Origin of the sequence: Janthinobacterium sp. P210006, assembly GCF_036231885.1 — a bacterium.
Taxonomy (GTDB): Bacteria; Pseudomonadota; Gammaproteobacteria; order Burkholderiales; family Burkholderiaceae_D; genus Janthinobacterium; species Janthinobacterium violaceinigrum.
In genome coordinates this window covers 518,436-542,404 of record NZ_JAZARD010000001.1, presented here as the reverse complement: position 1 = coordinate 542,404, position 23,969 = coordinate 518,436, and the positions used below count along the sequence as shown (strand labels likewise).

Genomic DNA, 23,969 nt, shown 5'->3' with positions numbered 1-23,969 from the left:
TGTTATGCTTTGTTTATTAATGTGTCGGTTGCAACGGTGCGAGTGAGGGATGTCAGCTCGAGCACCGCCGGCAAAAATACTTCGGTTACCAGCAGCAAGCCCTGGTGACGCTGATACAGGCAGCGCCGGGCAAAAAACAGCGCCTGCGCGTCGACGCGCTGCCCTTCCAGCGCCAACGCGGCGTGTACCCGCTGCACCAGCGGGTGCCCGGCACGCAGGCGGGCAAATTCCAGTTCACCGCGGCGCACCATGCGGTCGCCAAACAGGGTCGTGCCCAGCGAGCGTTCGCCCAGCGCGGAAAACAAGGGCCAGTCCGTGGCCGTCGCCTGCATGGGCACGACGGTATGGCCAAATACGGCTGGTTTGTTATCACAGCGCAACAGCACTTCGCGTTCCCAGACCCGGCCCGCGCGGTGCAAGCCGATGCTGGCGGCCTCGTCGGTCAAACAGCGCGATGTTTCCTGATGCAAACATTGCACGCGAAACGCGCCGCTATGCGCTTTCAGCTTGGCCGTCAGCGACCCGCCGCCCGTGAGCCAGTGGCGCAACGCCGGCGGTGCATTGACGGCGTTGACGTGCGCATGCCACTGCGCCTGCCGCAGCGAACCGGGCCTCACAGGGCCGCGTCCGCAGCGATGCCGCAAAAGGCCAGCACGGGCGCCAGGTAATCGGCAAATTCGCTGATGCCATGGTCGCTGCCCTCGATGACGAGTTGCCGAGCCCCCTGATAATGCGCCACCATGTCGCGGTAGTCGAGTACTTCATCGCCCGTGGCGGCAATCAGGAAATAACGTTGCGGCTGCGTAATGGCCGGCACGGCAAACGCGCGCAGCTCATCGATGTATGCGCGCTTGAACTCGAATGGCTTATCCGAATGAAACTCCGTCGTCACGCCCACATGCTGTTCCAGGTCGATCAGGGGCACGATGGCAGGGTTGAGCAGCACGGCGCGGCAACCGAGCTGTTCTGCCAGCCAGGTGGCGTAGTAGCCGCCCAGCGAGGAGCCGATAATCGTCAGGTCGGCCGGCGCCACGTCCTTGACCAGCGACAAGGCCAGTTCGATGGCCAGTTTCGGCGACGCGGGCAATTGCGGGCACAGCCATTCTGCCTCGCGGCCCAGCGCCTGCATCTGCGCGGCCAGCAGGCGCGACTTCATCGACAATGGCGACGAGCGGAATCCATGCAGATACAGAATCATCGGCCCAGCGCCTCCAGCAATTTCTGGTGCACGCCGCCAAAGCCGCCATTGCTCATGACGACGATCTGGTCGCCGGGACGGGCGCTGGCCGCCACGGCCGCCACCAGCGCATCGATGTCTTCATAGGCGCTGGCAATCTGGCCCAGCGGCGCCAGCGCGTCGCCCAGGCTCCAGCCCAGCGCGGCATGGCTACCGAAACCGAAGACCAGGTCGGCATCCTTGAGGCTGCCCGGCAACGCATCTTTCATGGCGCCCAGCTTCATGGTGTTCGACCGCGGTTCCAGCACGGCCAGGATGCGGCCGCTGCTGCCGATCTTCTGGCGCAAGCCGCCCACGGTGGTGGCGATGGCCGTCGGATGGTGGGCGAAATCGTCGTACACGGTAATGTTATTGACCACGCCGCGCACTTCCATGCGGCGCTTGACGCTCTCGAAGCTGGCCAGCGCGGCGCAGGCCTGGGCGATGGGCACGCCCACGTGGCGCGCGGCAGCGATGGCCGCCAGCGCATTGCTGCGGTTGTGCTTGCCCGTGAGCGCCCACGCCACATGGCCTTCCTGCTGGCCATTGAAGTACACGTCGAAGCTGCCATCGGCCTGCTCTTGCAGTTGCCAATTGGCATCTTGGCCGAAACTTTCCTTTTCACTCCAGCAACCGCGCGCCAGCACGCGCTGCAGCGACGCTTCGTCGCCGTTGAACACGAGGCGGCCGATGCCGGGCACGGTGCGCACCAGATGGTGGAATTGCGTCTCGATCGCGTGCAAATCGGGGAAGATGTCGGCGTGATCATATTCCAGGTTATTCATGATGGCCGTCTTCGCGTGGTAATGCACGAACTTGCTGCGCTTGTCGAAGAAGGCCGTGTCGTATTCATCGGCTTCGATGACGAAGAAGTCCGAATCGACGCTCTTGCCGTCGATCTTGCCGCTGAGGCGGGCAGAGATGCCAAAATTCATCGGCACGCCGCCGATCAGGAAGCCCGGCGCGTAGCCCGCGTCTTCGAGTATCCAGGCCAGCATGGCCGACGTTGTCGTCTTGCCATGCGTACCGGCCACGGCCAGCACCCACCGGTTGCGCAAGATGTGTTCGCCGATCCACTGGGGGCCGGACACATACGGCAGGCTGCGGTTGAGGATTTCTTCCACCAGCGGGTTGCCGCGCGAGACCACATTGCCTATCACATACAAATCCGGGTTCAGCTTGGTTTGTTCCGGGTCAAAGCCCTGGATCAGTTCGATTCCCTGCGATTCCAGCTGCGTGCTCATCGGGGGATAGACGTTGGCATCGCAACCGGTGACTTTATGGCCGGCTTCCTTGGCCAGGACGGCCAGGCCACCCATGAAGGTACCGCAAATGCCGAGAATATGAATATGCATGTGATCAGTGCGACAAGTGAGCGCGTAGGTAAGATGGTGAGATTAAAAAGGTCAAGTATGGGATTTTAACCGACGCCATGACTTTTTCCGCTTCAGAGTATCATCTCGCTCATGACGAACGATGCATTTGACGATAGCGCGCAGTTGCGCCTGGAAATCGCCGCCGCTGCCGCGCGCCTGGTGGCGCAGGATGGCGCCGACTATGGCAGCGCCAAGCGCAAGGCGGCGCGGCAGGTGCTGGGCGACGCCCCCAGCCGGCCCAATATACTGCCGGACAACGAGATGGTCGAGGAACAGGTGCGGCAATACAATGCCCTGTTCCTGGCCGACAGCCAGCCGGCGCGATTGTTCCAGCTGCGCACGATCGCGCTGCAGGTCATGGAAGCGTTGCAACAATTTCATCCCCTGCTCAGCGGCCCCGTGCTGAACGGCACGGCCGGTCCCCACGACGAGATCTATCTGCAGCTGTTTGCCGAGAGCGCCAAGGAAATCCACATCTTCCTGCTGAATAAAAATGTCGTGCTCGACATGTCGGAAAGCCCGCATTTCAAGGGAGCGCGTTATGATGCGGTCGAGACAGCCAGTTTCTTGTGGAAAAACGAAGGCGTGCACGCGGCCCTGTATGAGCTCGACGATATGCGCGGCGCACTGAAAGCCAAGGCGGATGGAAAAGTGCTGCGCACCGATATCGCCGGGCTGCGCAGCCTGCTGGCCGCCAGCCTCGCCGATGGCGCGCCGGCTGCCCACTAACATTGATATAGATAAAGTTATGACAAAAAAGAATTGGATCGCCGGCGCCATCGTTGCGCTGATGTTTGGCGGCATGGGCGCGTACGTCGGCTTGAGCAAGGAAAAAGCAAAGGAAGCAGCAAAAGAAGCGGGACCGCAGACGACCGCCATCGCGCCAGGCGCGACGGGCCCAGTCAACGAACTGTATGCGCTGTCCCTGCCGGACGCGGCTGGCGTCACGCAAGCCTTGTCGCAATGGAAGGGTAAAAACCTGCTGGTCAATTTCTGGGCGCCATGGTGCCCGCCATGCGTGGAAGAAATGCCGGAACTGTCCGAAGTACAAGGCCATTATGGCGCGAAAAATCTGCAGGTGATCGGCATCGGCATCGATTCCGCCAGCAATATTGCCACTTTTGCCAGCAAGGTCAAGATTGCCTATCCCGTGTATGTGTCCGGCATGAGCGGCACCGACCTGTCGCGCCATTTTGGCAATGCCACGGGCGGTTTGCCCTTTACGGTGCTGATCGGCGCCGATGGCGAAGTCAAAAAGACCTATCTGGGCCGCTTGAAATTTGATCAGTTGCGCGCCGATCTGGATAAATTGTAAATTCGGAGCGTGCTTTTTTCTCTTGCCAATGCGTATCTTTGGCGGCAAAATGCGGAACTTTCGCTAAAACGGTCTTCCATACATGGCAAAAAACCTCCTTCTGCTCAACGGTCCCAACCTCAATTTGCTGGGAACGCGCGAGCCTGAGGTCTACGGCGCCAGCACCTTGGCCGATATCGAGCAGGCAGCAATGGCGCAAGCCATGGCGGCCGGTGCCGACCTGGTTTGCTTTCAAAGCAACCATGAAGGCGCGCTGATCGACCGCATCCATGCCGCGCGAGCGGAAGGGATCGATGCCATCGTCATCAATCCGGGCGGCCTGACCCATACCAGCGTTGCCTTGCGCGATGCGCTGGCCGGGGTCGCCATTCCGTTCGTGGAAGTCCATATCTCGAATATTTATCAACGCGAAACGTTTCGACATCACTCATTTCTCAGCGCGATCGCGCAGGGGACGATCTGCGGCCTGGGTATCGATGGATATCGGTTTGCCATCGACTTTGCGCTTAAAAAACGTTAATCTACGCGATCTGCACGCATTTAGCGCGGCGATAGGTTCTGGACATCACCGCATCACTCATAAAACAAACTACATTCCTAGGGGTTTTACATGGATCTACGAAAACTCAAGACCTTGATCGACCTGGTCGCCGAATCGGATATCGCAGAGCTGGAAGTTACCGAAGGCGAAAGCAAGGTTCGCATCGTCAAATCGTCGGCCATGCCGCAAAACCAGATGGTCATGATGCAGCCGCAAGGCATGCCAGCCCAATACCAGCCAGCCGCGCCAGCCGCCGCTCCCGCTGCGGCAGCCGCCGTCGTGGTCGCCGCCGAGCCAACGGGCTATGTGGTCAAGTCGCCGATGGTCGGCACCTTCTACCGCTCCTCCGCTCCTGGCAGCGCCGCCTATGTTGAAGTGGGCTCGACCGTCAAGGAAGGTGATACCCTGTGCATCATCGAAGCGATGAAGCTCCTGAATGAAATCGACTCCGACAAAGCCGGTGTCGTGACCCAGATCCTGGTCGAAAACGGCCAACCGGTCGAATTCGGTCAACCCTTGTTTGTGATCGGCTAAAACCCAGTCCACACGGCCGGCAACGGCCGTTTGCAGTTTTAGCCCCTCACACTTGTTGTTTCGCCGGCTCGCCGGCTCTCACAGACATACGCGAACCTACCATGTTTGAAAAAATCCTGATTGCCAACCGTGGTGAAATTGCCCTCCGTATTCAGCGCGCCTGCCGCGAAATGGGCATTAAAACGGTTGTAGTCCACTCCGAAGCCGACAAGGACGCGAAATACGTCAAGCTGGCCGACGAATCCGTTTGTATCGGGCCGGCACAGTCCGCCCTGAGCTACCTGAACATGCCCGCCATCATCAGCGCCGCTGAAGTGACGGACGCGCAAGCGATTCACCCAGGCTATGGCTTCCTGTCGGAAAATGCCGACTTTGCCGAACGCGTCGAGAAATCGGGCTTCGTCTTCATCGGCCCCCGCTCCGAATCGATCCGTTTGATGGGCGACAAAGTGTCGGCCAAGCAAACCATGATCAAGGCTGGCGTACCGTGCGTACCGGGCTCGGAAGGCGCGTTGCCGGACGATCCGAAAGCGATCGTGCAAATTGCCCGCAAGATCGGCTACCCCGTCATCATCAAGGCGGCCGGCGGCGGCGGCGGACGCGGCATGCGCGTGGTGCACACGGAAGCGGCCCTGATCAACGCCGTGGCGATGACCAAGACGGAAGCCGGCACGGCCTTCGGCAACCCTGAAGTGTATATGGAGAAGTACCTGGAAAATCCGCGCCACGTGGAAATCCAGATCCTCGCCGACGAACACAAGAACGCCGTCTGGCTGGGCGAGCGCGACTGCTCCATGCAGCGCCGCCACCAGAAAGTGATCGAAGAAGCACCGGCGCCGGGCATCCCGCGCAAGCTGATCGAGAAAATTGGCGACCGCTGCGCGGAAGCTTGCCGCAAGATCGGCTACCGCGGCGCCGGCACGTTTGAATTCCTGTACGAAAACGGCGAGTTCTATTTCATTGAAATGAATACCCGTGTGCAAGTTGAACATCCGGTCACCGAAATGATCACCGGCATCGACATCGTGCAAGAGCAGATCCGCATCGCCGCCGGCGAAAAACTGCGTTTCCGCCAGCGCGACGTCCTGCTGTCGGGCCACGCCGTCGAGTGCCGCATCAATGCGGAAGATCCGTTCAAGTTCACGCCATCGCCCGGCAAGATCGTCTCCTGGCATGCGCCGGGCGGCCCTGGCATCCGCGTCGACTCGCACGCCTACGCCGGCTACTACGTGCCGCCGCACTACGACTCGATGATCGGCAAAGTGATCGCTTACGGCGCCACGCGCGAGCAGGCGATCCGCCGCATGCAGATCGCCCTGTCCGAAATGGTGGTCGAAGGCATCAACACGAACATCGCCCTGCACCGCGAACTGATGATCGACGCGCGCTTCATCGAAGGCGGCACCAACATTCACTATCTGGAACAGAAGCTGGCCGACATGCCGGACCTGGGCAAGAACCTCAATAGCGGCAGCCCCAGCATCGCCAAGAAATCCGAAATCAAGGCGGGCGCATGAGCTGGACGGAAATCGTCATTGAAATCGCCCGCGACAACGCCGAGGCCATGTCCGACGCGTTGATGGAAGCGGGCGCCCTGTCGGTGTCGGTGGAAGACGCCGATGAAGGCACGGACGCCGAGCAGCCCCTGTTTGGCGAACCCGGCATGGAACCAAAGGAAGCGGCGTGGGAACGCAGCCGCGTGGTGGCGCTGACGGACGTCGACGCCGACCAGGCCGCCATCGTGGCCGCCGCAGCCCAGGCTGTCGGCATGACGGAAGTTCCGGCCTTTACCATGCGCCCCGTGGAAGAGCAGGACTGGGTGCGCCTGACGCAGTCGCAATTCGCCCCGATTCACATCGGCAAGAATATCTGGGTCGTGCCCAGCTGGCACGAGGCACCGGACCCTGACGGCCTGATCCTGGAACTGGACCCGGGCCTGGCCTTCGGCACGGGCAGCCACCCCACCACGCGCCTGTGCATGGAATGGCTGGAAGCAAACCCTGCCCCCGGCAAGACCGTGCTCGACTACGGTTGCGGTTCCGGCATCCTGGCCATGGTGGCCAAGAAGCTGGGCGCGCAAACGGTGGCCGGCGTCGATATCGATCCGCAAGCGATCGAATCGGCACGCGACAATGCCGAACGCAACCAGTGCGAGATCGAATATTTCTTGCCAGACACGTTTGCCACCTCGGCACACGCCACGGCCAAGTTTGACATCGTCGTTGCCAACATCCTGTCGAGCCCATTGAAGCTGATGGCACCAATGCTGTCGGGCCGCGTTGCCGACGGCGGCGCACTGATCCTCTCCGGCGTGCTGGCACGTCAGGCGGAAGAAGTGGCCGCAGCCTACGCGCCGTTCATCCAGCTGGGTGTATGGGCCGAGCAAGATGGCTGGGTGGCCCTGCATGGCCACCTGGGCAGCACGCAAGCGCCTGCGCCCCGCGCGGAAGGTGCATAAGCACAGCAATGGCCCTCGCCACCAAATGCCCCCATTGCAACACGATATTTCGGGTCGCTGCTGACCAGTTGAAGTTACGTGGGGGCATCGTGCGCTGTGGCACGTGCAGGGAAGTCTTTGACGGCAATGCCGCGCTGGTCGATCCAGCCGCGGCATCGCCGTTTTTAACATCGCCCCCCGGCGGCAGCGCCCCGCTGCCGAGCGCTTACCCGCTTGACGCCAGCCTGCCGTCCGCCACGGACGACGAACCCATCTATTCTCTCGACTTCGACACCTCGTTCGACCCGTTCGGCATCTTGCCGGAAACGGCGCAGCTCAAGGAGGACGAAGACGATGGCGAAGCCATCGAACTGGACCTCGACGTCAGCCTGCCTGCCGAGACGCCGGACGAGGTGCCTGTCGCCGCCCCTGTCGCCCCTCCCGCAGCGATACCGGTGGCAACGCCGGCCGCCCAACCGGAGCCGCCGCTGCCCCAGCCGATGGCGCCGTTCAAGCGCCGCCAGGTCGATGACGCGCCCGCCTTCGCCACGTATTTGCGCGATAGCCGCCGCGAACCGAACCTGGAAGCCGAGGCCGCGCCGGCACTGCCTGCCGCCGACAAGGTCAGCCTGGACAAGCCCGTCCCGCAGACGCCCGTCGCGGCGCCCCCGGCACGCCTGGAACCGACGCTGGCCGACCACGTGGAGCTACCGGCCGCCGTGCCGCCTGAAGCCGCCGTGGCCGCCGAGCCAGCGCAAGTGCCGCCCGCCGACGATGAACCGGCTTTCGTCACCCAGGGCCGGCGCCGCGAACAGAGCGGCAAGGCTTTGCGCGTGGCCATGGCCCTCGGCTCCGTGGCGCTGCTGCTCTTGCTATTCCTGCAAGTGATGACCACCTTCCGCAATCCGCTGGCGGCACAATTTCCGCAGTGGAAGCCAACCCTGGTGGCGCTGTGCAAGCTCAGCGGCTGCCAGGTCGACTTGCCGGCGCAGATCGAGGCGCTGTCCATCGAACAGGGCGAATTGCAAACCCTTAAGGAACAGACCTTTTCCTACGTCTCGCTGCTGCGCAACCAGAGCCGCAGCGTACAAGCCTGGCCCAGCATCGAACTGATCCTCAACGATGCCAATGACAAGCCCGTCCTGCGCCGGGTGATCGCGCCGCGCGACTACCTGCCGGCCACGATCGACGTGAGCACGGGGTTTGCGCCCCGCTCGGAACAAACCATCAAACTGTACTTTGCATTAGACCAGCTCACGGCGTCTGGCTACCATATCGCCATCTTTTATCCTTAACAGACACTATCATGACCAAAACATCGCTGATCTGCGGCTCGCTTGCCACCGACACCATCATGCAATTTCCCGGCCGCTTCGGCGAATCGCTGCTGGCCGACCAGTTGCACAAGGTAAACGTGTCCTTCCTCGTGCCGACCATGCGCACGGAATTCGGCGGCTGCTCGGGCAACATCGCCTACAGCCTGAAAATGCTGGGCGGCGACCCGCGCATCGTCGGCGTCATGGGACAGGATAGCGCCGCCTACCTGGAACGCCTGCAAAAGCTGGGCATTTCCACCGCCAACATCCTGATCAAGGCCGACAGCTACAACGCGCAGTGCTTCGTCACGGCCGATGCGGACAATAACCAGATCAACGCCTTCCACCCGGGCGCCATGTCGTTTGCGCATGAAAACCCGATCGCCAATGCGGGACCGGCCAAGGTGGCCATCATTTCCCCGGACGGCGACCAGGGCATGCTCAAGCACGCCGCCGACCTGGCCGAGCTGGGCATCCCCTTCATGTTCGACCCGGGCCAGCAATTGCCACGCTTCGATGGCGCCCAGTTGATCGACTTCATCAACAAGGCCACGTATGTGTCGGCCAACGACTATGAAATGGAAATGTTGATGGAGCGCACGGGCTTGACCCTGCCGGAAATCGCCAGCCGCTTGGACGCGCTGATCGTCACGCGCGGTGAAAAAGGGTCGGAAATCTATACGGACGGCAAGCGCATCGACATTCCTGTCGTGGCCGCCAAGGAAGTGCTCGATCCTACCGGCTGCGGCGACGCCTACCGTGCAGGCTTGCTGTTCGGCATTACCAACGACCTGGGCTGGGAAACCAGCGGTCGCCTGGCCAGCCTGCTGGGTGCCATCAAGATCGCGACCCAGGGCGCGCAAAACCATGTGTTTACGCCGGAAAGCATTGCCGACCAGTTTGAAGCGGCGTTCGGCTACCGCTATTGATATGCAGGCCGGGTGAAGCCTCACCCGGCAACACGACAGCTTGTGCAAGCAAGGTCGGCTTGCGCGCAAACGCCAGGCCGGCCTCCCCGCCTTACCTCACGACAATAATCATCCCCACCAGTACTTGCGCGATCTGCAACAGGATCAGCGCCACCAGCAGCGACAGGTCCAGGCTGCCGACCAGCGGCACGACCTTGCGGATCGGACGCAGCAGGGGCTCGTTCAGGGCCCGTACGAACGGCGCCAGCGGCGCATGCGGATTGACCCAGCTGAAGATGGCTTCGATGATCAGCAAGGCCATGAAACCGTAGAGTATCCATTGCAGGAAGCGTTGCAGCGACTTGAGCAGCACCACTTCGACGGGATAGCCGGAAATAAACAGGACCGAGCTGGCCAGCAGCACGATCAGGAAGGCGCCGATCAGGCTGGCCCAGTCATACCCGCCCACGCCCGGCACCACGCGGCGCAGGGGGCGCACCAGCCAGTCGGACAATTGAAACGTGAATTGCGCCACCGACGACGGGGGCCGCACGCGCACCGCCTGCATCCAGAAGCGCAGCAGCAACACGCCGCCCAGCAAAGTGGCAATGGTATCAACGATCAATGTAAGGATAACGATCAGCACGACTAATTCTCCAAAAAAAAACCGCTGTGTGATTGAGTCACACAGCGGCGTGTTGCCTCATCCAGGCACCCGTATCGTTGGAATTACGATGGGCGGGTGCTGGTTGGGAATGGCCAGGCTGCAGCCGGTGCCAACACGGTTTTTGCTACAGGTGCGATAGGCGCCGATGGCTTGGCGACAGGCGCTGCCTTCTTCGGTGCGGCCTTTTTAGGCGCGGCCTTCTTGGCTGCCGGTTTGGCGGCCACGGCGGCTGGTGCCGCTGGAGCTGCTGCCGGCGCTGCGGCTGGTGCGGCTGCCACGACTGGCGCTGCTGCAGGCTTGGCGGCAGGTTTCGCTGCGGCTTTCGCTGCCGGCTTGGCCGCTGGCTTGGCGGCAACCTTGGCTGCCGGTTTTGCTGCTGGCTTCGCTGCTACCTTGGCCGCTGGCTTGGCTGCCGGTTTCGCTGCAACCTTGGCGGCAGGTTTCGCTGCTGCTTTGGCTGCTGGCTTCGCAGCAACTTTGGCCGCTGGCTTCGCTGCTGCCTTGGCTGCCGGCTTCGCTGCTACCTTGGCCGCTGGCTTGGCTGCCGCTTTTGCTGCTGGCTTCGCTGCTGCCTTGGCTGCCGGTTTGGCGGCTGGCTTCGCTACCGCTTTTTTCGCTGCCGGCTTGGCTGCTGGCTTCGCTACCGCTTTGGCGGCAGGTTTTGCTGCGGCTTTCGCGGCTGGCTTGGCTGCCGGTTTGGCAACGGCTTTTTTCGCTGCTGGCTTCGCTGCTGCCTTGGCCGCTGGCTTGGCTGCCGCTTTGGCGGCCGGCTTCGCTGCTACCTTGGCTGCCGGCTTGGCTGCAGCTTTTGCTGCTGGCTTCGCTGCTGCTTTGGCGGCCGGCTTGGCTGCTGCCTTGGCGACGACTTTTTTCGCTGCTGGCTTGGCTGCTGCCTTGGCGACAGGTTTCGCTGCTGCCTTGGCTGCAGGTTTCGCTGCGGCTTTTTTCACGGCTGGCTTGGCTGCTGCCTTGGCGGCAGGTTTGGCTGCCGCTTTGGCTGCTGGCTTGGCAGCGGCTTTTTTCGCCACTGGTTTGGCCGCTGCCTTGGCAGCAGGTTTCGCTGCCACTTTTGCTGCTGGCTTGGCTGCCGGTTTTGCTGCTGCCTTGGCCGCTGGTTTCGCTGCGGCTTTCGCTACTGGCTTGGCAGCCACTTTTGCTGCCGGTTTTGCGGCTGGCTTGGCTGCAGGTTTCGCTGCGGCTTTGGCGGCTGGTTTTGCGGCTGGTTTGGCTGCGGCTTTGGCAGCTGGTTTAGCGGCAACCGTCTTCGCTGCGGCTGCCGGCTTCTTCGCGGCAGGAGCAGCCTTGGCGGCTGGTTTCTTTACTTCTGATTTCTTAGCGGCTGTTGCCATTTGTCTCTCCTTCATCTGAGATGAGAAATTTAAGCTACAAGATTTAAACCCGTCCGACCCACCACAGGGATAGGCCAGGCGAATTATTCATCGGCACAAACGGTCGTTTGCGCTAATGAATTCGGCACCAGCTGAACTGCTGCAACTCCTCACGTTTGCAGCACTTCAGCCATCGTCGGTGCCACCCTGCTTTATCTCGCAGCTGGTGGCAAAGTCTGAATTCGGTCTTTCGTTTTCGATGCCGTGCGTTTTTTCGCTCCTCGCATCGCGCTCGCCACAACACCCAAGCGTCAAATAAAAAACCGCCATGCCTGAAAAAATTCGGGCACGGCGGCAGACGAAAACGGTGTGGTTTTGTGCATATCCGTGTAAATCTGTATCCCTGTTTTGCGAGGTTTTTTCGTTACCGCGCTGGTTAAAAAACCCCGCATTCTAACGCTCGCATTTGCAATCTCATAAAGTACACGAAAACCTTGTCAATGCGCAACCGGCACGACACGTTTTCACCCGCTTTTTTGCACGTTACGCGTGCTATCGCACAATCGCGCGCCAAATGCCGCCGCCAGCGTCTCCGGAAACGATATTTTCGGCCTGCGATGCGGGCCCGCATGGCCGCCGAAAAATCCGCCGCAAGCCGCTTCGCGGCGCCCGATGCGCGCGCCGTTTTCCGCTGCGCCGATGGCGTGTTCCGCGGCCTCGCGGCGGCCGTATTTTTCGGCGCCAGGGACGAAAAAAAAGCGCCGTCACAGTGACGGCGCTTCTGGCTTTCGAGAGCGAACGCTTATTCCCAGTTCAGCGCACCGCCGGTCTGGTATTCGGTCACGCGCGTCTCGAAGAAGTTGCGTTCCTTCTTCATGTCGATCATCTCGCTCATCCACGGGAATGGATTTTCTTCCTGGGCGAACAGCGGCTCGATGCCGATCTGCTGCGCGCGGCGGTTGGCGATGAAGCGCAGGTAGCCCTTGAACATCGGCGCATTCAGACCCAGCACGCCGCGCGGCATGGTGTCTTCCGCGTAGGCGTATTCCAGCTCCACGGCTTTCATGAACAGATCCTTGATCTCTTCGCGGAAGGCGGCCGTCCACAGCTGCGGGTTTTCCATCTTGATCGTGTTGATCAAGTCGATGCCGAAGTTGCAGTGCATCGATTCGTCGCGCAGGATGTACTGGTACTGCTCGGCAGCGCCCATCATCTTGTTCTGGCGGCCCAGGGCCAGGATCTGCGTGAAGCCCACGTAGAAGAACAGGCCTTCCATCAGGCAGGCAAACACGATCAGGGACTTGAGCAGCTTCTGGTCGTTTTCCACCGTGCCGGTGACGAACGCGGGATCCGTCAGCGTGTTGATGAACGGGATCAGGAATTCATCCTTGTCGCGGATCGACTTGACTTCGTTGTAGGCGTTGAAGATCTCGCCTTCGTCCAGGCCCAGCGATTCGACGATGTACTGGTAGGCGTGCGTATGGATCGCTTCCTCGAACGCCTGGCGCAGCAGGTACTGGCGGCACTCGGGCGCCGTGATGTGGCGGTAGGTGCCCAGCACGATGTTGTTGGCGGCCAGCGAGTCGGCCGTCACGAAGAAGCCCAGGTTGCGCTTGACCAGGCGGCGCTCGTCGTCCGTCAGGCCGTTCGGGTTCTTCCACAGCTCGATATCGCGCTGCATGTTCACTTCCTGCGGCATCCAGTGGTTGGCGCAGCCGGCCAGGTATTTGTCCCACGCCCATTTGTACTTGAACGGCACCAGCTGGTTGACGTCCGTCTTGCCGTTGATGATGCGCTTGTCGTCGGCATTCACGCGGCGCGCCACTTGCTCGGCGTTCGCTTCGGACGGCTCGGCACCGGCCGGCAGGTTCAAATCGGTATTTCCCAGTGGCGCTTGCTGCGCCGGACGCGGCACAGCTGCCGACGTGGTTTCATCATCCCAAGACAACGACATATTCTTCTTCCTTTCCATGCCGGCGAGCCGGCGATCCGCAACAGGCCCGTTCAATCGGACAATGCAGACATTAACAACATTGAATCAGCCCGGCCGTGCCGGGCTGACAACTAAAATCTTACTGGCAGGCTTCGCATTCCTCGAAACCGTCGTCGCCTGGACGCAGGTAGCAGGCTTCGCCATCGGCGTCGTCCGCTGCCGCTGCCACGACCGGTGCCACCGCCGGAGCGGCTGCCACTGCGGCAGCTGCCGCTGCGCTGTGCGCGCTGGCCGACATGCCGCCATCGACTGCCACGGCGTTCAGGGCGCCCGTCTTGGAGGTCGATTTCTCCATGTGGGTGGCGGCGATGGTACGCAGGTAGTAGGTGGTTTTCAGGCCACGCAGCCATGCCAGCTTGTAGGTTTCGTCCAGTTTCTTGCCCGAAGCGCCGGCCATGTAGATGTTCAGCGACTGGGCCTGGTCGATCCACTTCTGGCGACGCGAAGCCGCTTCCACCAGCCAGCTTGGCGACACTTCGAAGGCCGTGGCGTAGATATCGCGCAGGTCTTGCGGGATGCGGTCGATCTTCACCAGCGAGCCGTCGAAGTACTTCAGGTCCGAGATCATGACTTCATCCCACAGGTCGCGCGCCTTCAGGTCGCGCACCAGGTAGCCGTTGATCTCGGTGAATTCGCCCGACAGGTTCGATTTCACGTACAGGTTCTGGAACGTCGGTTCGATACAGGCCGAGACGCCGATGATGTTCGAAATCGTCGCCGTCGGGGCAATCGCCACGCAGTTCGAGTTGCGCATGCCGAACTTGGCGATGCGTTCGCGCACCGGGGTCCAGTCCATGGCCGACGAGGAATCGACTTCCAGGTAGCCGCCGCGCTCTTCAGCCAGCAGTTTGACCGAGTCCTGCGGCAGGATGCCGCGGTCCCACAGCGAACCGGCGTACGATTCATAGCGGCCGCGCTCTTCGGCCAGTTCCGTCGACGCCAGGTAGGCGTAGTAGCAGACGGCTTCCATCGAGGTGTCGGCAAACGACACGGCGGCGTCCGAGGCGAACGGGATGCGCATCATGTGCAGGCAGTCCTGGAAGCCCATCACGCCCATGCCGACGGGACGGTGGCGCATGTTCGAATTGCGCGCCTTGTCGACGGCGTAGTAATTGATGTCGATGACGTTGTCGAGCATGCGCATGGCGGTGCGGATGGTCTTGGCCAGCTTGATGTGATCGAGCTTGCCTTCCTTCATGTGCGCCGGCATGTTCACGGAACCGAGGTTGCAGACGGCGATTTCATCGCTGCTGGTGTTCAGCGTGATTTCCGTGCACAGGTTCGAGCTGTGGACGACGCCGACGTGCGACTGCGGGCTGCGGATGTTGCAAGGGTCCTTGAACGTGATCCATGGGTGGCCCGTTTCAAACAGCATCGACAGCATCTTGCGCCACAGGTCCAGCGCCTGGACCTTCTTGAAGACGCGGATTTCGCCGGCGGCGGCCTTGGCTTCGTAGCCCAGGTAAGCCTGTTCAAAGGCCTTGCCGACCTTGTCGTGCAGGTCTGGCGTGTCCGACGGCGAGAACAGGGTCCACTCGCCTTTTTCCATGACGCGCTTCATGAACATGTCGGGAATCCAGTTCGCCGTGTTCATGTCGTGGGTGCGGCGGCGGTCGTCGCCCGTGTTCTTGCGCAGGTCGAGGAATTCCTCGATGTCCATGTGCCAGGTTTCCAGGTAGGCGCAGACGGCGCCCTTGCGCTTGCCGCCCTGGTTGACTGCCACGGCCGTGTCGTTGACCACTTTCAGGAACGGCACCACGCCTTGCGACTTGCCGTTGGTGCCCTTGATGTGGGCGCCCAGGGCGCGCACTGGCGTCCAGTCGTTGCCCAGGCCGCCGGCGAACTTGGCCAGCAGCGCGTTGTCCTTGATGGCGTCGTAGATGCCTTCCAGGTCGTCCGACACGGTGCTCAGGTAGCACGACGACAGCTGCGAGCGCAGGGTGCCCGAGTTGAACAGGGTCGGGGTCGAGCTCATGAAGTCGAACGAGGACAGCAGGCTGTAGAACTCGATGGCGCGCGCTTCGCGGTCCGCTTCGTTCAGCGCCAGGCCCATGGCCACGCGCATGTAGAACGCCTGCGGCATTTCGATGCGCACGTCCTGGATGTGCAGGAAGTAGCGGTCATACAGGGTTTGCAGGCCGATGTAGCCGAATTGCAAGTCGCGGTCGGCCACGATGGCTTTGGCCAGGCGTTCCAGGTCGAAGCTGGCCAGTACCGGGTTCAGCAGCTCGGCGGCGATGCCCTTGGCGATGTATTGCGGGAAATACGTCAGGTATTCGGCGGCAGCGGCCGCTTGCGGCACTTCCTTGCCGAACACTTCCTTGCGCACCGTGTGCAGCAGGATGCGGGCCGTGACCTGGCTGTAGGCCGGGTCTTTTTCCATCAGCGCGCGCGCTGCCAGGATGGCCGACTTGTGCAGCTCTTCGACGGGCACGCCGTCGTACAGGTTTTTCACCGTTTCAGCCAGGATGGCGTCGGCATCGACGTGCTTTTCCAGGCCGGCGCAGGCGGCGTTGATCAGGTCGCGCACTTCCTGCATGTCCAGCAGGCGGCGCACGCCGTTGTCCGTCACGTTCAATTGCGGTGCGGAAACTTGTGCGGAAGCGCCTTGCGCTTCCTTCTGCAAACGGCGCTCTTCCATGTGCTTGGCGCGGTACAGCACGTAGGCACGCGCCACGTCGTGCTCGCCCGAACGCATCAGCGACAGTTCCACCTGGTCTTGCACGTCTTCGATATGGAAGGTGCCGCCGCCCGGGTGGCGGCGCACCAGCGCTGCGACGACGCCGTCGGTCAATTGTTCCACCAGTTCGCGGATGCGTGCCGAAGCGGCGCCCTGGCCGCCGTTAACGGCCAAAAACGCCTTGGTCATGGCGATGGCAATCTTCGAAGGCTCAAATGCCACCACCGCGCCGTTGCGGCGGATGATGCGATAGTCGCCCAATGCCGCGCCCGTACTCGCCACGCTGTTGGCCGCGCCTGGCGCTGGCGATACTGGCGTTGGATGGATGGAAATATCTTGTGGTGATTGCATTGAAGCTCCCGTTGTCAGCTAAAGTCAGCCTGCAGTTTTGCTGCCGCGTGTGTTGTTGAATAGAACGCCCGATGGTCTGGGTTTCTTCAGGTAATTTTATTGCCAAATAGTAAATAATGCACAGTCAGAAATCATGCGACCAACCTGTCTTGTCCGGCTGGCGCGAAATGCGATCAAGGGTGATGAACCGCCAGTTCCCGTTGTCATATCAACAAACAGGGTAGCTTTGGTAATAATTCTGAAAACGTCTGTGATGGCACTACATATAGTCACTAAGTTCAAGTTCTGCACTAATTGTAGTGCCCATCGAAAGGCGATGCAATAGTTTTCCGGCATCCGTCGGCGTAATTTTTTGTGTTTTCATATACGATTTCGGTTGACTTTTCAGGGCATGGATGGAAAGCCCAATCCCCGCGAAGTAAGCGCTAACGCAGCTTGCCCGTGAAGCGTTTCCAGCCAGCATTTTTGATAAAAATGCCAGTCAAAAAACGGCCCCGGATCCGTCTTCCGCCCCGGCGCAATATGCTCGTGGCCCCGCACCTGCGTCAGCCCGTAGCGCGCCACCAGCGCCGCCGTCAGCGCCGCCAGGACATGGTATTGCCGCGGCTGGAAAGGCACGTCGTCCGAGCCTTCCATTTCGATACCGATGGAATAGCCATTGCACTGCGGGCGTCCTTCGAACACGGACGCGCCGGCATGCCAGGCACGTTGATCAGTAGAAACATATTGCAACAGCGCACCATCGCGCCGCACAAAAAAGTGCGCCGACACCTGCAAGCCACGCAGGTCGGCGAAAGAAGGATCGGCATTATAGTCTACCCGGCCCGTAAACAAGTCCGACACATGCGGTCCGCCGAAGTGGCCGCCCGGCAAGCTGATGTTATGGATCACCAGCAAATCGACTTGCATGCCGTCCGGGCGCGCATCGTGGTGCGGCGAGTCATAGCGCAGCGCACCGTCGCACCAGCCGTCTTCATCTATCGTCCATGCGCTCATCAAGTAGCGGTTCCTGTATCGTCAGTTTCTGCATGCGGTAACGCAACTGGCGCACGCTGAGCCCCAGCTGGCGCGCCGCCCGTGCGCGGTGGTAGCGCGCCCGCACCAGCGCCCGCACGATCATGTCGCGCTCGGCCTGGCGCAAATACATCTCCAGCGGCAAGACCGGGACCACGCCGCGCAGCGCCATGCCGGGCAGGCACGCTTGCCGTTCCGGCACGGCCGGCGGCGGCAGCACCCGCAGCGGCATAGTGCCCGCCGCGGACGGCAAGGCCAGCCCGTCGAGCGCGATCACGCCACCGTCGGCAAAGGCCAGCGCCCGCTCCAGCACGTTTTCCAGCTCGCGCACATTGCCGGGAAACGCATACGCGGCCAGCGCCGCCAGCACAGGCGGCGCCAGGCTCACGGCCTGGCCCGGGGCCAGGCGCGCGAGGATTACCTCACATAATACCTGCAGATCGCCGCGCCGCTCGCGCAGCGGCGGCAGCGCCAGCTCGATCACATTGAGGCGGTAAAACAGATCCTGGCGAAACGTGCCGGCGGCCACGCCGCGCGCCAGGCCATGCTGGCTGGCGCACAGGATGCGCACGTCGACGGCTTCGTCCGCACTCCCGCCCAGCTTGCGCACGCGGCGCTCCTGCAGCACGCGCAACAGCTTCACCTGCATGGCCAGCGGCAGATCGTCGACTTCGTCGAGCAGCAGGCTGCCGCCGTGGGCCGCCTGGAACAATCCCTGGCGCTCGTGCCGTGCCCCGGTGTAGGCGCCGGGCCGGCAGCCGAAGAATTCGGCTTCCATCAACGCTTCGGGAATGGCGCCGCAGTTGACGGCAATAAACGGGAAGCTGGCACGCGCGCCCTGCGCATGGATGGCGCGCGCCGCCAGTTCCTTGCCCGTGCCCGATTCGCCGCGGATGGCCACGGGCGCGCCGCAGCGGGCGATGCGGCCGATCTGCGCGCGCAGCGCCTGCATGGGCAGCGAGTTGCCGCTCAGTTGCGGCGCCGGCGCCATGCCGGCGGCGGTCACGGTATGCGGGCGGGGACTGGACATGGGGAAACGCGCCTTTCTGCAATGGCGGTGGCGAACCGCCTGCTGCAGATGCTACGCCGGACTGCTGCCGAGGGACCTTACGATACGGATGAGCAACGGGGCGCGGGCCGGCCCTTACAGCGTGGCGTGCGCGTGGCTGCAGTAATCGTGGCCCTTGGCCTGCACGTTTTCGGAAGCCGGGTAGTACACGCCGCAATGGGCGCAGCACAGCATCAGCTCGGCATCGGGCAATTCCTGCGGCCGGCCCGGCGGCGTAAACGGGTTCGGCCGCTGCTGTTGCTGCTGCGCGCGGGCGCGCTGCTGCATGCCGCGGATCTTGCTGCGGATAGCAAACAGCACCAGAAACACCAGCGCCAGCCAGAATAAAACACGTGTCATGCGAATCCTCGGTGTAAAACCACTTCCAGTACAAAACGGCTGCCGACATAGGCCAGCAACAAGGTGGCGAAACCGGCCAGGGTAAAGCTCAGGGCCGTCTTGCCGCGCCAGCCGCGAAAACGGCGACCTGCCAGCAGGGCGGCAAACAACAGCCACGACAGCATGGTAAACACGGACTTGTGGTCCCAGTTGAGCGCCTTGCCAAATAATTGCTCGGAAAAGACGATGCCCGACAATACGGTCAGGCTGAGCAGGATGAAACCCAGGCCGATCATGCGGAACAGCAGTTTTTCCATCGTCAGCAGGGCCGGCAGCTGATCGAGCGCGCTGCCGATGAAGCCGCGGCTTTCGCTGCGCGTATGCAGACGCGATTCCTGCAGCGCCATCAGCACGGCGTGGAAGGCGGCAATCGTCAAGGTGCTGTAAGCGAGCACGGCCACGGCGATATGCCAGCCGAAGACGGCCGACTTGCCTTCCATGTTGACCTGGCTGCCAGGAAAAGCCCAGGCCAGGCCGATGGCGATGACGGCGCTGGGCATGACCATGCGGCGCAGTCCGTCCAGGCTGAAATTGCGGTTCTCTATCCAGTAGGCGCCCACCGAGACCCACAGCGCGGCCGACAGCATGGCGGAAAAACCGAAACGCAGGGTGCCCGGCGCCATCAGGTCGAACCACAGGGTGGCGGCATGCGCCAGCCAGGCAACGCCGGTCAGGCCGGCAATCAACCGGGCACGGGACGAGGGAAGCACCGCGCACGCCGCGTACAACAGGGCGGCGAGGAAAAAGAAATAGATCTGCATAGTTTAAGTTTACACCATAGCCGACAAGCGCGATTCAAGCGACAGCCCGGGTGACAGGCATTCCGCCGCCAGCCCATGCTGCAAGCCTGCCATGATATCGCGCCTGAGGCGCGACGGGGTGGCGCACCCTCAAGATTTCGGCAATCTTTCCGCCGGCACCGCTTTACCGCGCCGCAGCCACGTTGCCATCCTGATTAGCCAGTCCTATAATTATGTCCACATAGCAACATTTATCCACCCTTACGCCACCGCCACCATGTCTTTTCCAAAACTGTCCTGGACCTGCCTCCTGCTTGCCATCTGCACCTTGCTGAGCGGCTGCATGAAAGATGCGCCTTCCCAGTCCACCTACGAGGAATATTTCCGTACGTCTATCCAGAACTACGACCTGTACAAGGATTACTTCGACATCGCCAAGCTGGAAAAGCTGAACGGCTGGAAAGAGAACGAACAGCAATACGATATCAAGGGCTCCGCCATCCTGCGCGCCAAGGTGGGCTACCTGGAATTGCTGGCCGACGTGGCCGACAAGCTCGAAGCGCAGGCAAAGACGGACAGTTCCGCCGGCATGACCATGGGCCTGGGCCTGATGGCGCGCGGCATGGGCGGCGAAAACAAGGCTTTCCGCACATTCTGGGCGCAGGAGCAGGAAAAGAAGGCGATTCCCGCGCCGCTGCTGGCCCGCCAGGCGGCAATGACGGCCGAGCGCTTTGAAAACCTGCTGCAGTGGGCGGACCAGATCGTGCTGGACAATTACGGCGCCATCATCAACCGCCAGCTCAAGAAAGGCGATGAATTGACGCGCATCTACACGCTGAGCTTCCGGCAGACGGAAAAAGGCTGGATGGGCTTTAACGCCCGCTAAGGCCGCCTGCCATAAAAAAACCTCCGCGCCATTACCAGGCGGAGGTTTTTTTCATGCTTGGGCTGATTTACTTCACATTCAGGCTCTTTTTCGCCTGCTCCAGCAAGTCCGTCTTGACCCAGTCCCTGGCCACGGGCGGCTTGCTCATGCGGCCCACGCCCGTTTTCACCATCACATCGGTGGTCACCTGGATATGCTCGGGCGAGATGTCGTACGAATACGGCGAATTGCTGATCGCGTCGTCGAAATCGTCCTTCGTGATCTGGCCGCGGAATACCACTTCGCGCACATACTTTTCTGCCGTCGCCTTGCTGTCAATAAAGGTTTTCGTCGCTTCGACAAAGCAGCGCATGAATTTTTCCGCCACGGGACGGCGTTCCTTGTAGAATTTTTCCGTCATCACCATGGTACGCACGGGCTCGCCGATCGGCGTGTCGTACGGCTTGATGACTTCGGTGCCGAAGCCCTTGTTGATCGCCTGCGACGATTGCGGCTCCGACTGCATCATGGCGTCGATATTCTTGCCCATCAGCGCCTGGTTCAAGTCGGCGTAGGCGAGGAACACCAGTTGCACATCCTTGCCCTTGGTTTCGGAATACGTCAGGCCCGCCTGCGCCAGCTCGGCCAGCAGCAGCACTTCCTGGATGCCGCCCCGCGTCACGCCCACGCGCTTGCCCTTGAGCTCCTTGACGCTGCCAATCTTTTGTCCCGCCCCCGCCACCAGGCGCGCGCCGCCCTTGGCAAAACCGGCCACCACGTAGATGGGCGCACCGCCGGCGCGGCCGGAAATGGCCGCCTCGGACGCCGTCGCTCCCACGTCCAGCTCGCCGGCAATAATCGCCTGCATCACGTCGAGGCCCTTGGCAAAGACATGCTCTTCGACCTTGATGCCGCACTTGGGCGCGATTTCCTTGATGTACGACACGGCGCCGTAATGGGCGAACTTCAAATTCCCCAGGCGCACGACTTCCTGCGCCTGGGCAGCGCCCATGCCGAACGCCAGCACGAGGGCGGCGGCGATACCGGTCTTCAAGGTGGATTGTTTCTGCATCGGGTTCTCCTGTGGTGGTTGGTATGTGCCCGCCAGGGCATAAGACACGGCTTTTTTATTATGGGGAGATAGTACCGCGTGTTAGAGCCAGGGCAACATTTTTTTGCCGGCGGCCGACCCTTGCCCGGAGGCGGCAAGGGCCGGCGCCAGCCACGCTGCCGGCGTTGCGCCGGCAGCTACTGTCCCGCCAGCGCCACCACGGGGTCGAGTCCCGACGCCTTGCGCGCCGGCATGAAGCCAAACACCAGCCCCGTCACCACGGCGCAGGCAAACGCACCGCCCACGGCGCTCAGCGAAAAGATCACCGGCACGTCCCAGACCAGCAGCAGGGCCGCCACCGTCACGCCGACCACGATGCCGGCCACGCCGCCCACCACCGACACCAGCACGGCTTCGGTGAGGAACTGGCGCAGGATGTCGCGCCGGCGCGCGCCCGTCGCCATGCGGATGCCGATCTCGCGCGTGCGCTCGCGCACCGTCATCAGCATCACGTTCATGACGCCGATGCCGCCCACCACCAGGGAGACGGCGGCGATCAGGCTGAGCATCATGGTCATGTTGTCCTGCGTCTTCGCTTCGGCGGCAATCGACGCGGCCGCGTTGCTGATGCCGTAGTCGCGGATGCGGTGGCGCTCGAACATGGTGGCGTCGACCGCCGCCTCCACCTCCGTCACGCGCTTGACGTCGGCCACCGCCATCACCGTGTACGTCGGCTCGCGCTGGCCGAAGACGCGGATGCCGGCCGTGGAAAACGGCAGCAGCAGCACGTCGTCTTCATCCTTCTCGCCCGTCAGCGCGCCCTTCGCGCTCATCACGCCGATCACCTGGAACGGCACGTTGCCGATCAGGATGCTCTGCCCCACGGGGTTGGGCACGTCGGGCATCAGCTTTTCCGCCAGGTGCGCGCCCAGCACGGCCACGGTGGCCATCTCGCGCTCGTCCTCCTCGGTAAAGAAGCCGCCCTTGGCCACGGGCCAGGTCTGGATCTGCGGCAGCGCCGGCCCCGTGCCCCGCACATACGTCTGCACGTCGAGGTTACCGTGGCGTATCACCTTGTTGCCGGTGACATTCGGCAGCACGTGGGAAATGCCCGGCACATCCTTGAGCGCGTCCAGGTCGGCCAAGGTGATGCTGCGCCCGGGGATGCGCGAGCTTTCGCCGCGCGACGCCATGTACAGCAAATTCGAGCCGAACGCCCCCAATTGGGCCATCACCTGCTGGCGCGTGCCCAGGCCGATGGCCAGCATGACGATCACGGACGCGACGCCGATGATGATGCCCAGCAGGGTCAAGCCCGTGCGGAAGCGGTTGATCCACAGCACGCGCCAGGCGGCGCGCGCCGCGTCCAGCAATTCCGTGCCCAGCGAGGCGCCCGTGTCATGCGCGGCGCGCGACATGTCCAGCGGCGGCAGGGCCGTCGACGTGGCGGCAATGGCGACGGCGCCCGAGTCTTCGATGATTTCGCCGTCGCGGATCTCGATCACGCGGCGCGCCTGGGCCGCCACCTTGCGGTCATGCGTAATGAGGATGATGGTGTGGCCCGCATCGGCCAGCTCGCCCAGCAGGGCCATGACTTCGGCGCCGCTGCTGCTGTCGAGCGCCCCCGTCGGTTCATCGGCGAGGATGATGCGCCCGCCGTTCATCAGGGCGCGCGCAATCGACACGCGCTGCTGCTGCCCGCCGGACAACTGGTTCGGCCGGTGGTCGAGCCGGTCGCCCAGCCCCAGGCGCTTGAGCAGCGCTTCCGAGCGCGCGTGGCGGGCCGCAGCCGGCATGCCCGCATACAGGGCCGGCACTTCCACGTTTTCGCGCGCCGATTCGGTGGAGATCAAATGGTAGCCCTGGAAGACGAAGCCGAACGCTTCGCGCCGCAGCCACGCCAGTTCATCGGGATTCAGGCTGGCCACGTCCTGGCCCGCGAAGCGGTAGGTGCCGTCGCTGGGCCGGTCCAGGCAGCCCAGCAGGTGCATCAGGGTCGATTTGCCGGAACCGGACGCGCCCACGATGGCGACGAATTCGCCGGCGCCGATGGACAGGGTCAGGCCGCGCAGCACTTCCACGGCCGGCGCGCCGTCATGGCCGCCGTAGCGCTTGCGGATGCCCTGCAACTGGATCAGGGGCGGCTGCTCCGGCTGCCCCGCCGGTCCCAGCGACACGGCCTCGCTCATG

Annotated in this window: 23 protein-coding genes; 11 read left to right on the top strand and 12 right to left on the bottom strand. The window is 62.4% G+C overall.

The genetic code is table 11. The annotated features are described in order from the left end of the window. Positions 1-2: 2 nt before the first annotated feature. From VPH41_RS02405 to mpl, 3 genes are read right to left on the bottom strand one after another with little or no spacing between them, the layout of a single operon-like run. Complete coding sequence (locus VPH41_RS02405; RefSeq protein WP_328568843.1) at positions 3-617, bottom strand: chorismate--pyruvate lyase family protein; 615 nt, start codon at positions 615-617, stop codon at positions 3-5. Further along, positions 614-1,198 carry a YqiA/YcfP family alpha/beta fold hydrolase gene (locus VPH41_RS02400; RefSeq protein ID WP_328568842.1) on the bottom strand — a complete coding sequence of 195 codons (585 nt, stop codon included), beginning with the start codon at positions 1,196-1,198 and terminating at the stop codon, positions 614-616. The genes VPH41_RS02405 and VPH41_RS02400 overlap by 4 nt, the downstream gene beginning before the upstream one ends. Beyond that, positions 1,195-2,571 (bottom strand): UDP-N-acetylmuramate:L-alanyl-gamma-D-glutamyl-meso-diaminopimelate ligase, encoded by a 1,377-nt coding sequence (gene mpl / locus VPH41_RS02395; protein ID WP_328568841.1) that lies wholly within the window; start codon positions 2,569-2,571, stop codon positions 1,195-1,197. Before mpl ends, VPH41_RS02400 begins: the two co-directional genes overlap by 4 nt. A 111-nt stretch (positions 2,572-2,682) precedes the next feature. On the opposite strand from mpl, the gene VPH41_RS02390 reads away from it, so the two are divergent. From VPH41_RS02390 to VPH41_RS02355, 8 genes are all read left to right on the top strand, one after another. Further along, on the top strand, positions 2,683-3,321 hold the full coding sequence (locus tag VPH41_RS02390; protein WP_328568840.1) for a hypothetical protein: 639 nt from the start codon (positions 2,683-2,685) through the stop codon (positions 3,319-3,321). A gap of 19 nt (positions 3,322-3,340) precedes the next feature. Then, on the top strand, positions 3,341-3,907 hold the full coding sequence (locus VPH41_RS02385; protein WP_328568839.1) for a TlpA family protein disulfide reductase: 567 nt from the start codon (positions 3,341-3,343) through the stop codon (positions 3,905-3,907). Positions 3,908-3,989: 82 nt separating this feature from the next. Then, positions 3,990-4,427: a type II 3-dehydroquinate dehydratase gene (gene aroQ, locus VPH41_RS02380; RefSeq protein ID WP_034746628.1), complete on the top strand. Its 438-nt coding sequence runs from the start codon at positions 3,990-3,992 to the stop codon at positions 4,425-4,427. Between the two features lie 90 nt (positions 4,428-4,517). Beyond that, entirely contained in the window at positions 4,518-4,982 is a 465-nt protein-coding gene (gene accB, locus VPH41_RS02375) for an acetyl-CoA carboxylase biotin carboxyl carrier protein (RefSeq protein WP_077408497.1), read from the top strand. Positions 4,983-5,083: 101 nt separating this feature from the next. Then, a complete protein-coding gene (gene accC, locus VPH41_RS02370; protein WP_152257935.1) occupies positions 5,084-6,499 on the top strand; it encodes an acetyl-CoA carboxylase biotin carboxylase subunit in 1,416 nt (471 codons plus the stop codon). Next, positions 6,496-7,440, top strand: coding sequence for a 50S ribosomal protein L11 methyltransferase (gene prmA, locus VPH41_RS02365; protein ID WP_328568838.1), 945 nt, complete (start codon positions 6,496-6,498; stop codon positions 7,438-7,440). Before accC ends, prmA begins: the two co-directional genes overlap by 4 nt. Before the next feature lie 8 nt (positions 7,441-7,448). Next, on the top strand, positions 7,449-8,714 hold the full coding sequence (locus VPH41_RS02360; RefSeq protein ID WP_328568837.1) for a DUF3426 domain-containing protein: 1,266 nt from the start codon (positions 7,449-7,451) through the stop codon (positions 8,712-8,714). Positions 8,715-8,725: 11 nt separating this feature from the next. Beyond that, positions 8,726-9,664 (top strand): carbohydrate kinase family protein, encoded by a 939-nt coding sequence (locus VPH41_RS02355; protein ID WP_152283626.1) that lies wholly within the window; start codon positions 8,726-8,728, stop codon positions 9,662-9,664. Between the two features lie 91 nt (positions 9,665-9,755). Here the strand turns inward: VPH41_RS02355 and VPH41_RS02350 are convergent, their stop codons facing one another. Further along, positions 9,756-10,289, bottom strand: coding sequence for a YggT family protein (locus tag VPH41_RS02350; RefSeq protein ID WP_034780256.1), 534 nt, complete (start codon positions 10,287-10,289; stop codon positions 9,756-9,758). Positions 10,290-10,542: 253 nt separating this feature from the next. On the opposite strand from VPH41_RS02350, the gene VPH41_RS02345 reads away from it, so the two are divergent. Continuing rightward, positions 10,543-11,562: a hypothetical protein gene (locus VPH41_RS02345; RefSeq protein ID WP_328568836.1), complete on the top strand. Its 1,020-nt coding sequence runs from the start codon at positions 10,543-10,545 to the stop codon at positions 11,560-11,562. 705 nt (positions 11,563-12,267) lie between these two features. Then, positions 12,268-12,411: a hypothetical protein gene (locus tag VPH41_RS02340; RefSeq protein ID WP_328568835.1), complete on the top strand. Its 144-nt coding sequence runs from the start codon at positions 12,268-12,270 to the stop codon at positions 12,409-12,411. Between the two features lie 29 nt (positions 12,412-12,440). On the opposite strand, the gene VPH41_RS02335 is transcribed toward VPH41_RS02340, so the two are convergent. The 6 genes from VPH41_RS02335 to VPH41_RS02310 all read right to left on the bottom strand — a co-directional run bounded on the left by VPH41_RS02335 (position 12,441) and on the right by VPH41_RS02310 (position 19,884). Beyond that, entirely contained in the window at positions 12,441-13,592 is a 1,152-nt protein-coding gene (locus VPH41_RS02335; protein ID WP_070218582.1) for a ribonucleotide-diphosphate reductase subunit beta, read from the bottom strand. 118 nt (positions 13,593-13,710) lie between these two features. After that, positions 13,711-16,662 (bottom strand): ribonucleoside-diphosphate reductase subunit alpha, encoded by a 2,952-nt coding sequence (locus VPH41_RS02330; protein WP_152283624.1) that lies wholly within the window; start codon positions 16,660-16,662, stop codon positions 13,711-13,713. A gap of 384 nt (positions 16,663-17,046) precedes the next feature. Next, positions 17,047-17,658, bottom strand: a complete 612-nt coding sequence (gene ampD / locus VPH41_RS02325) for a 1,6-anhydro-N-acetylmuramyl-L-alanine amidase AmpD (protein WP_328569606.1) — start codon at positions 17,656-17,658, stop codon at positions 17,047-17,049. Next, positions 17,636-18,706, bottom strand: coding sequence for a sigma 54-interacting transcriptional regulator (locus VPH41_RS02320; protein WP_328568834.1), 1,071 nt, complete (start codon positions 18,704-18,706; stop codon positions 17,636-17,638). The genes ampD and VPH41_RS02320 overlap by 23 nt, the downstream gene beginning before the upstream one ends. 114 nt (positions 18,707-18,820) lie before the next feature. Beyond that, positions 18,821-19,084 carry a PP0621 family protein gene (locus VPH41_RS02315; RefSeq protein WP_152259597.1) on the bottom strand — a complete coding sequence of 88 codons (264 nt, stop codon included), beginning with the start codon at positions 19,082-19,084 and terminating at the stop codon, positions 18,821-18,823. Then, complete coding sequence (locus VPH41_RS02310) at positions 19,081-19,884, bottom strand: cytochrome C assembly family protein (RefSeq protein ID WP_152283621.1); 804 nt, start codon at positions 19,882-19,884, stop codon at positions 19,081-19,083. The genes VPH41_RS02315 and VPH41_RS02310 overlap by 4 nt, the downstream gene beginning before the upstream one ends. Positions 19,885-20,140: 256 nt before the next feature. Here VPH41_RS02310 and VPH41_RS02305 point away from each other — a divergent pair, with 256 nt between their 5' ends. Further along, entirely contained in the window at positions 20,141-20,749 is a 609-nt protein-coding gene (locus tag VPH41_RS02305) for a hypothetical protein (protein ID WP_328568833.1), read from the top strand. A gap of 67 nt (positions 20,750-20,816) precedes the next feature. On the opposite strand, the gene VPH41_RS02300 is transcribed toward VPH41_RS02305, so the two are convergent. Beyond that, complete coding sequence (locus VPH41_RS02300; protein ID WP_328568832.1) at positions 20,817-21,800, bottom strand: ABC transporter substrate-binding protein; 984 nt, start codon at positions 21,798-21,800, stop codon at positions 20,817-20,819. Between the two features lie 176 nt (positions 21,801-21,976). After that, positions 21,977-23,968 (bottom strand): MacB family efflux pump subunit, encoded by a 1,992-nt coding sequence (locus tag VPH41_RS02295; protein WP_328569605.1) that lies wholly within the window; start codon positions 23,966-23,968, stop codon positions 21,977-21,979. Position 23,969 lies beyond the last annotated feature (1 nt).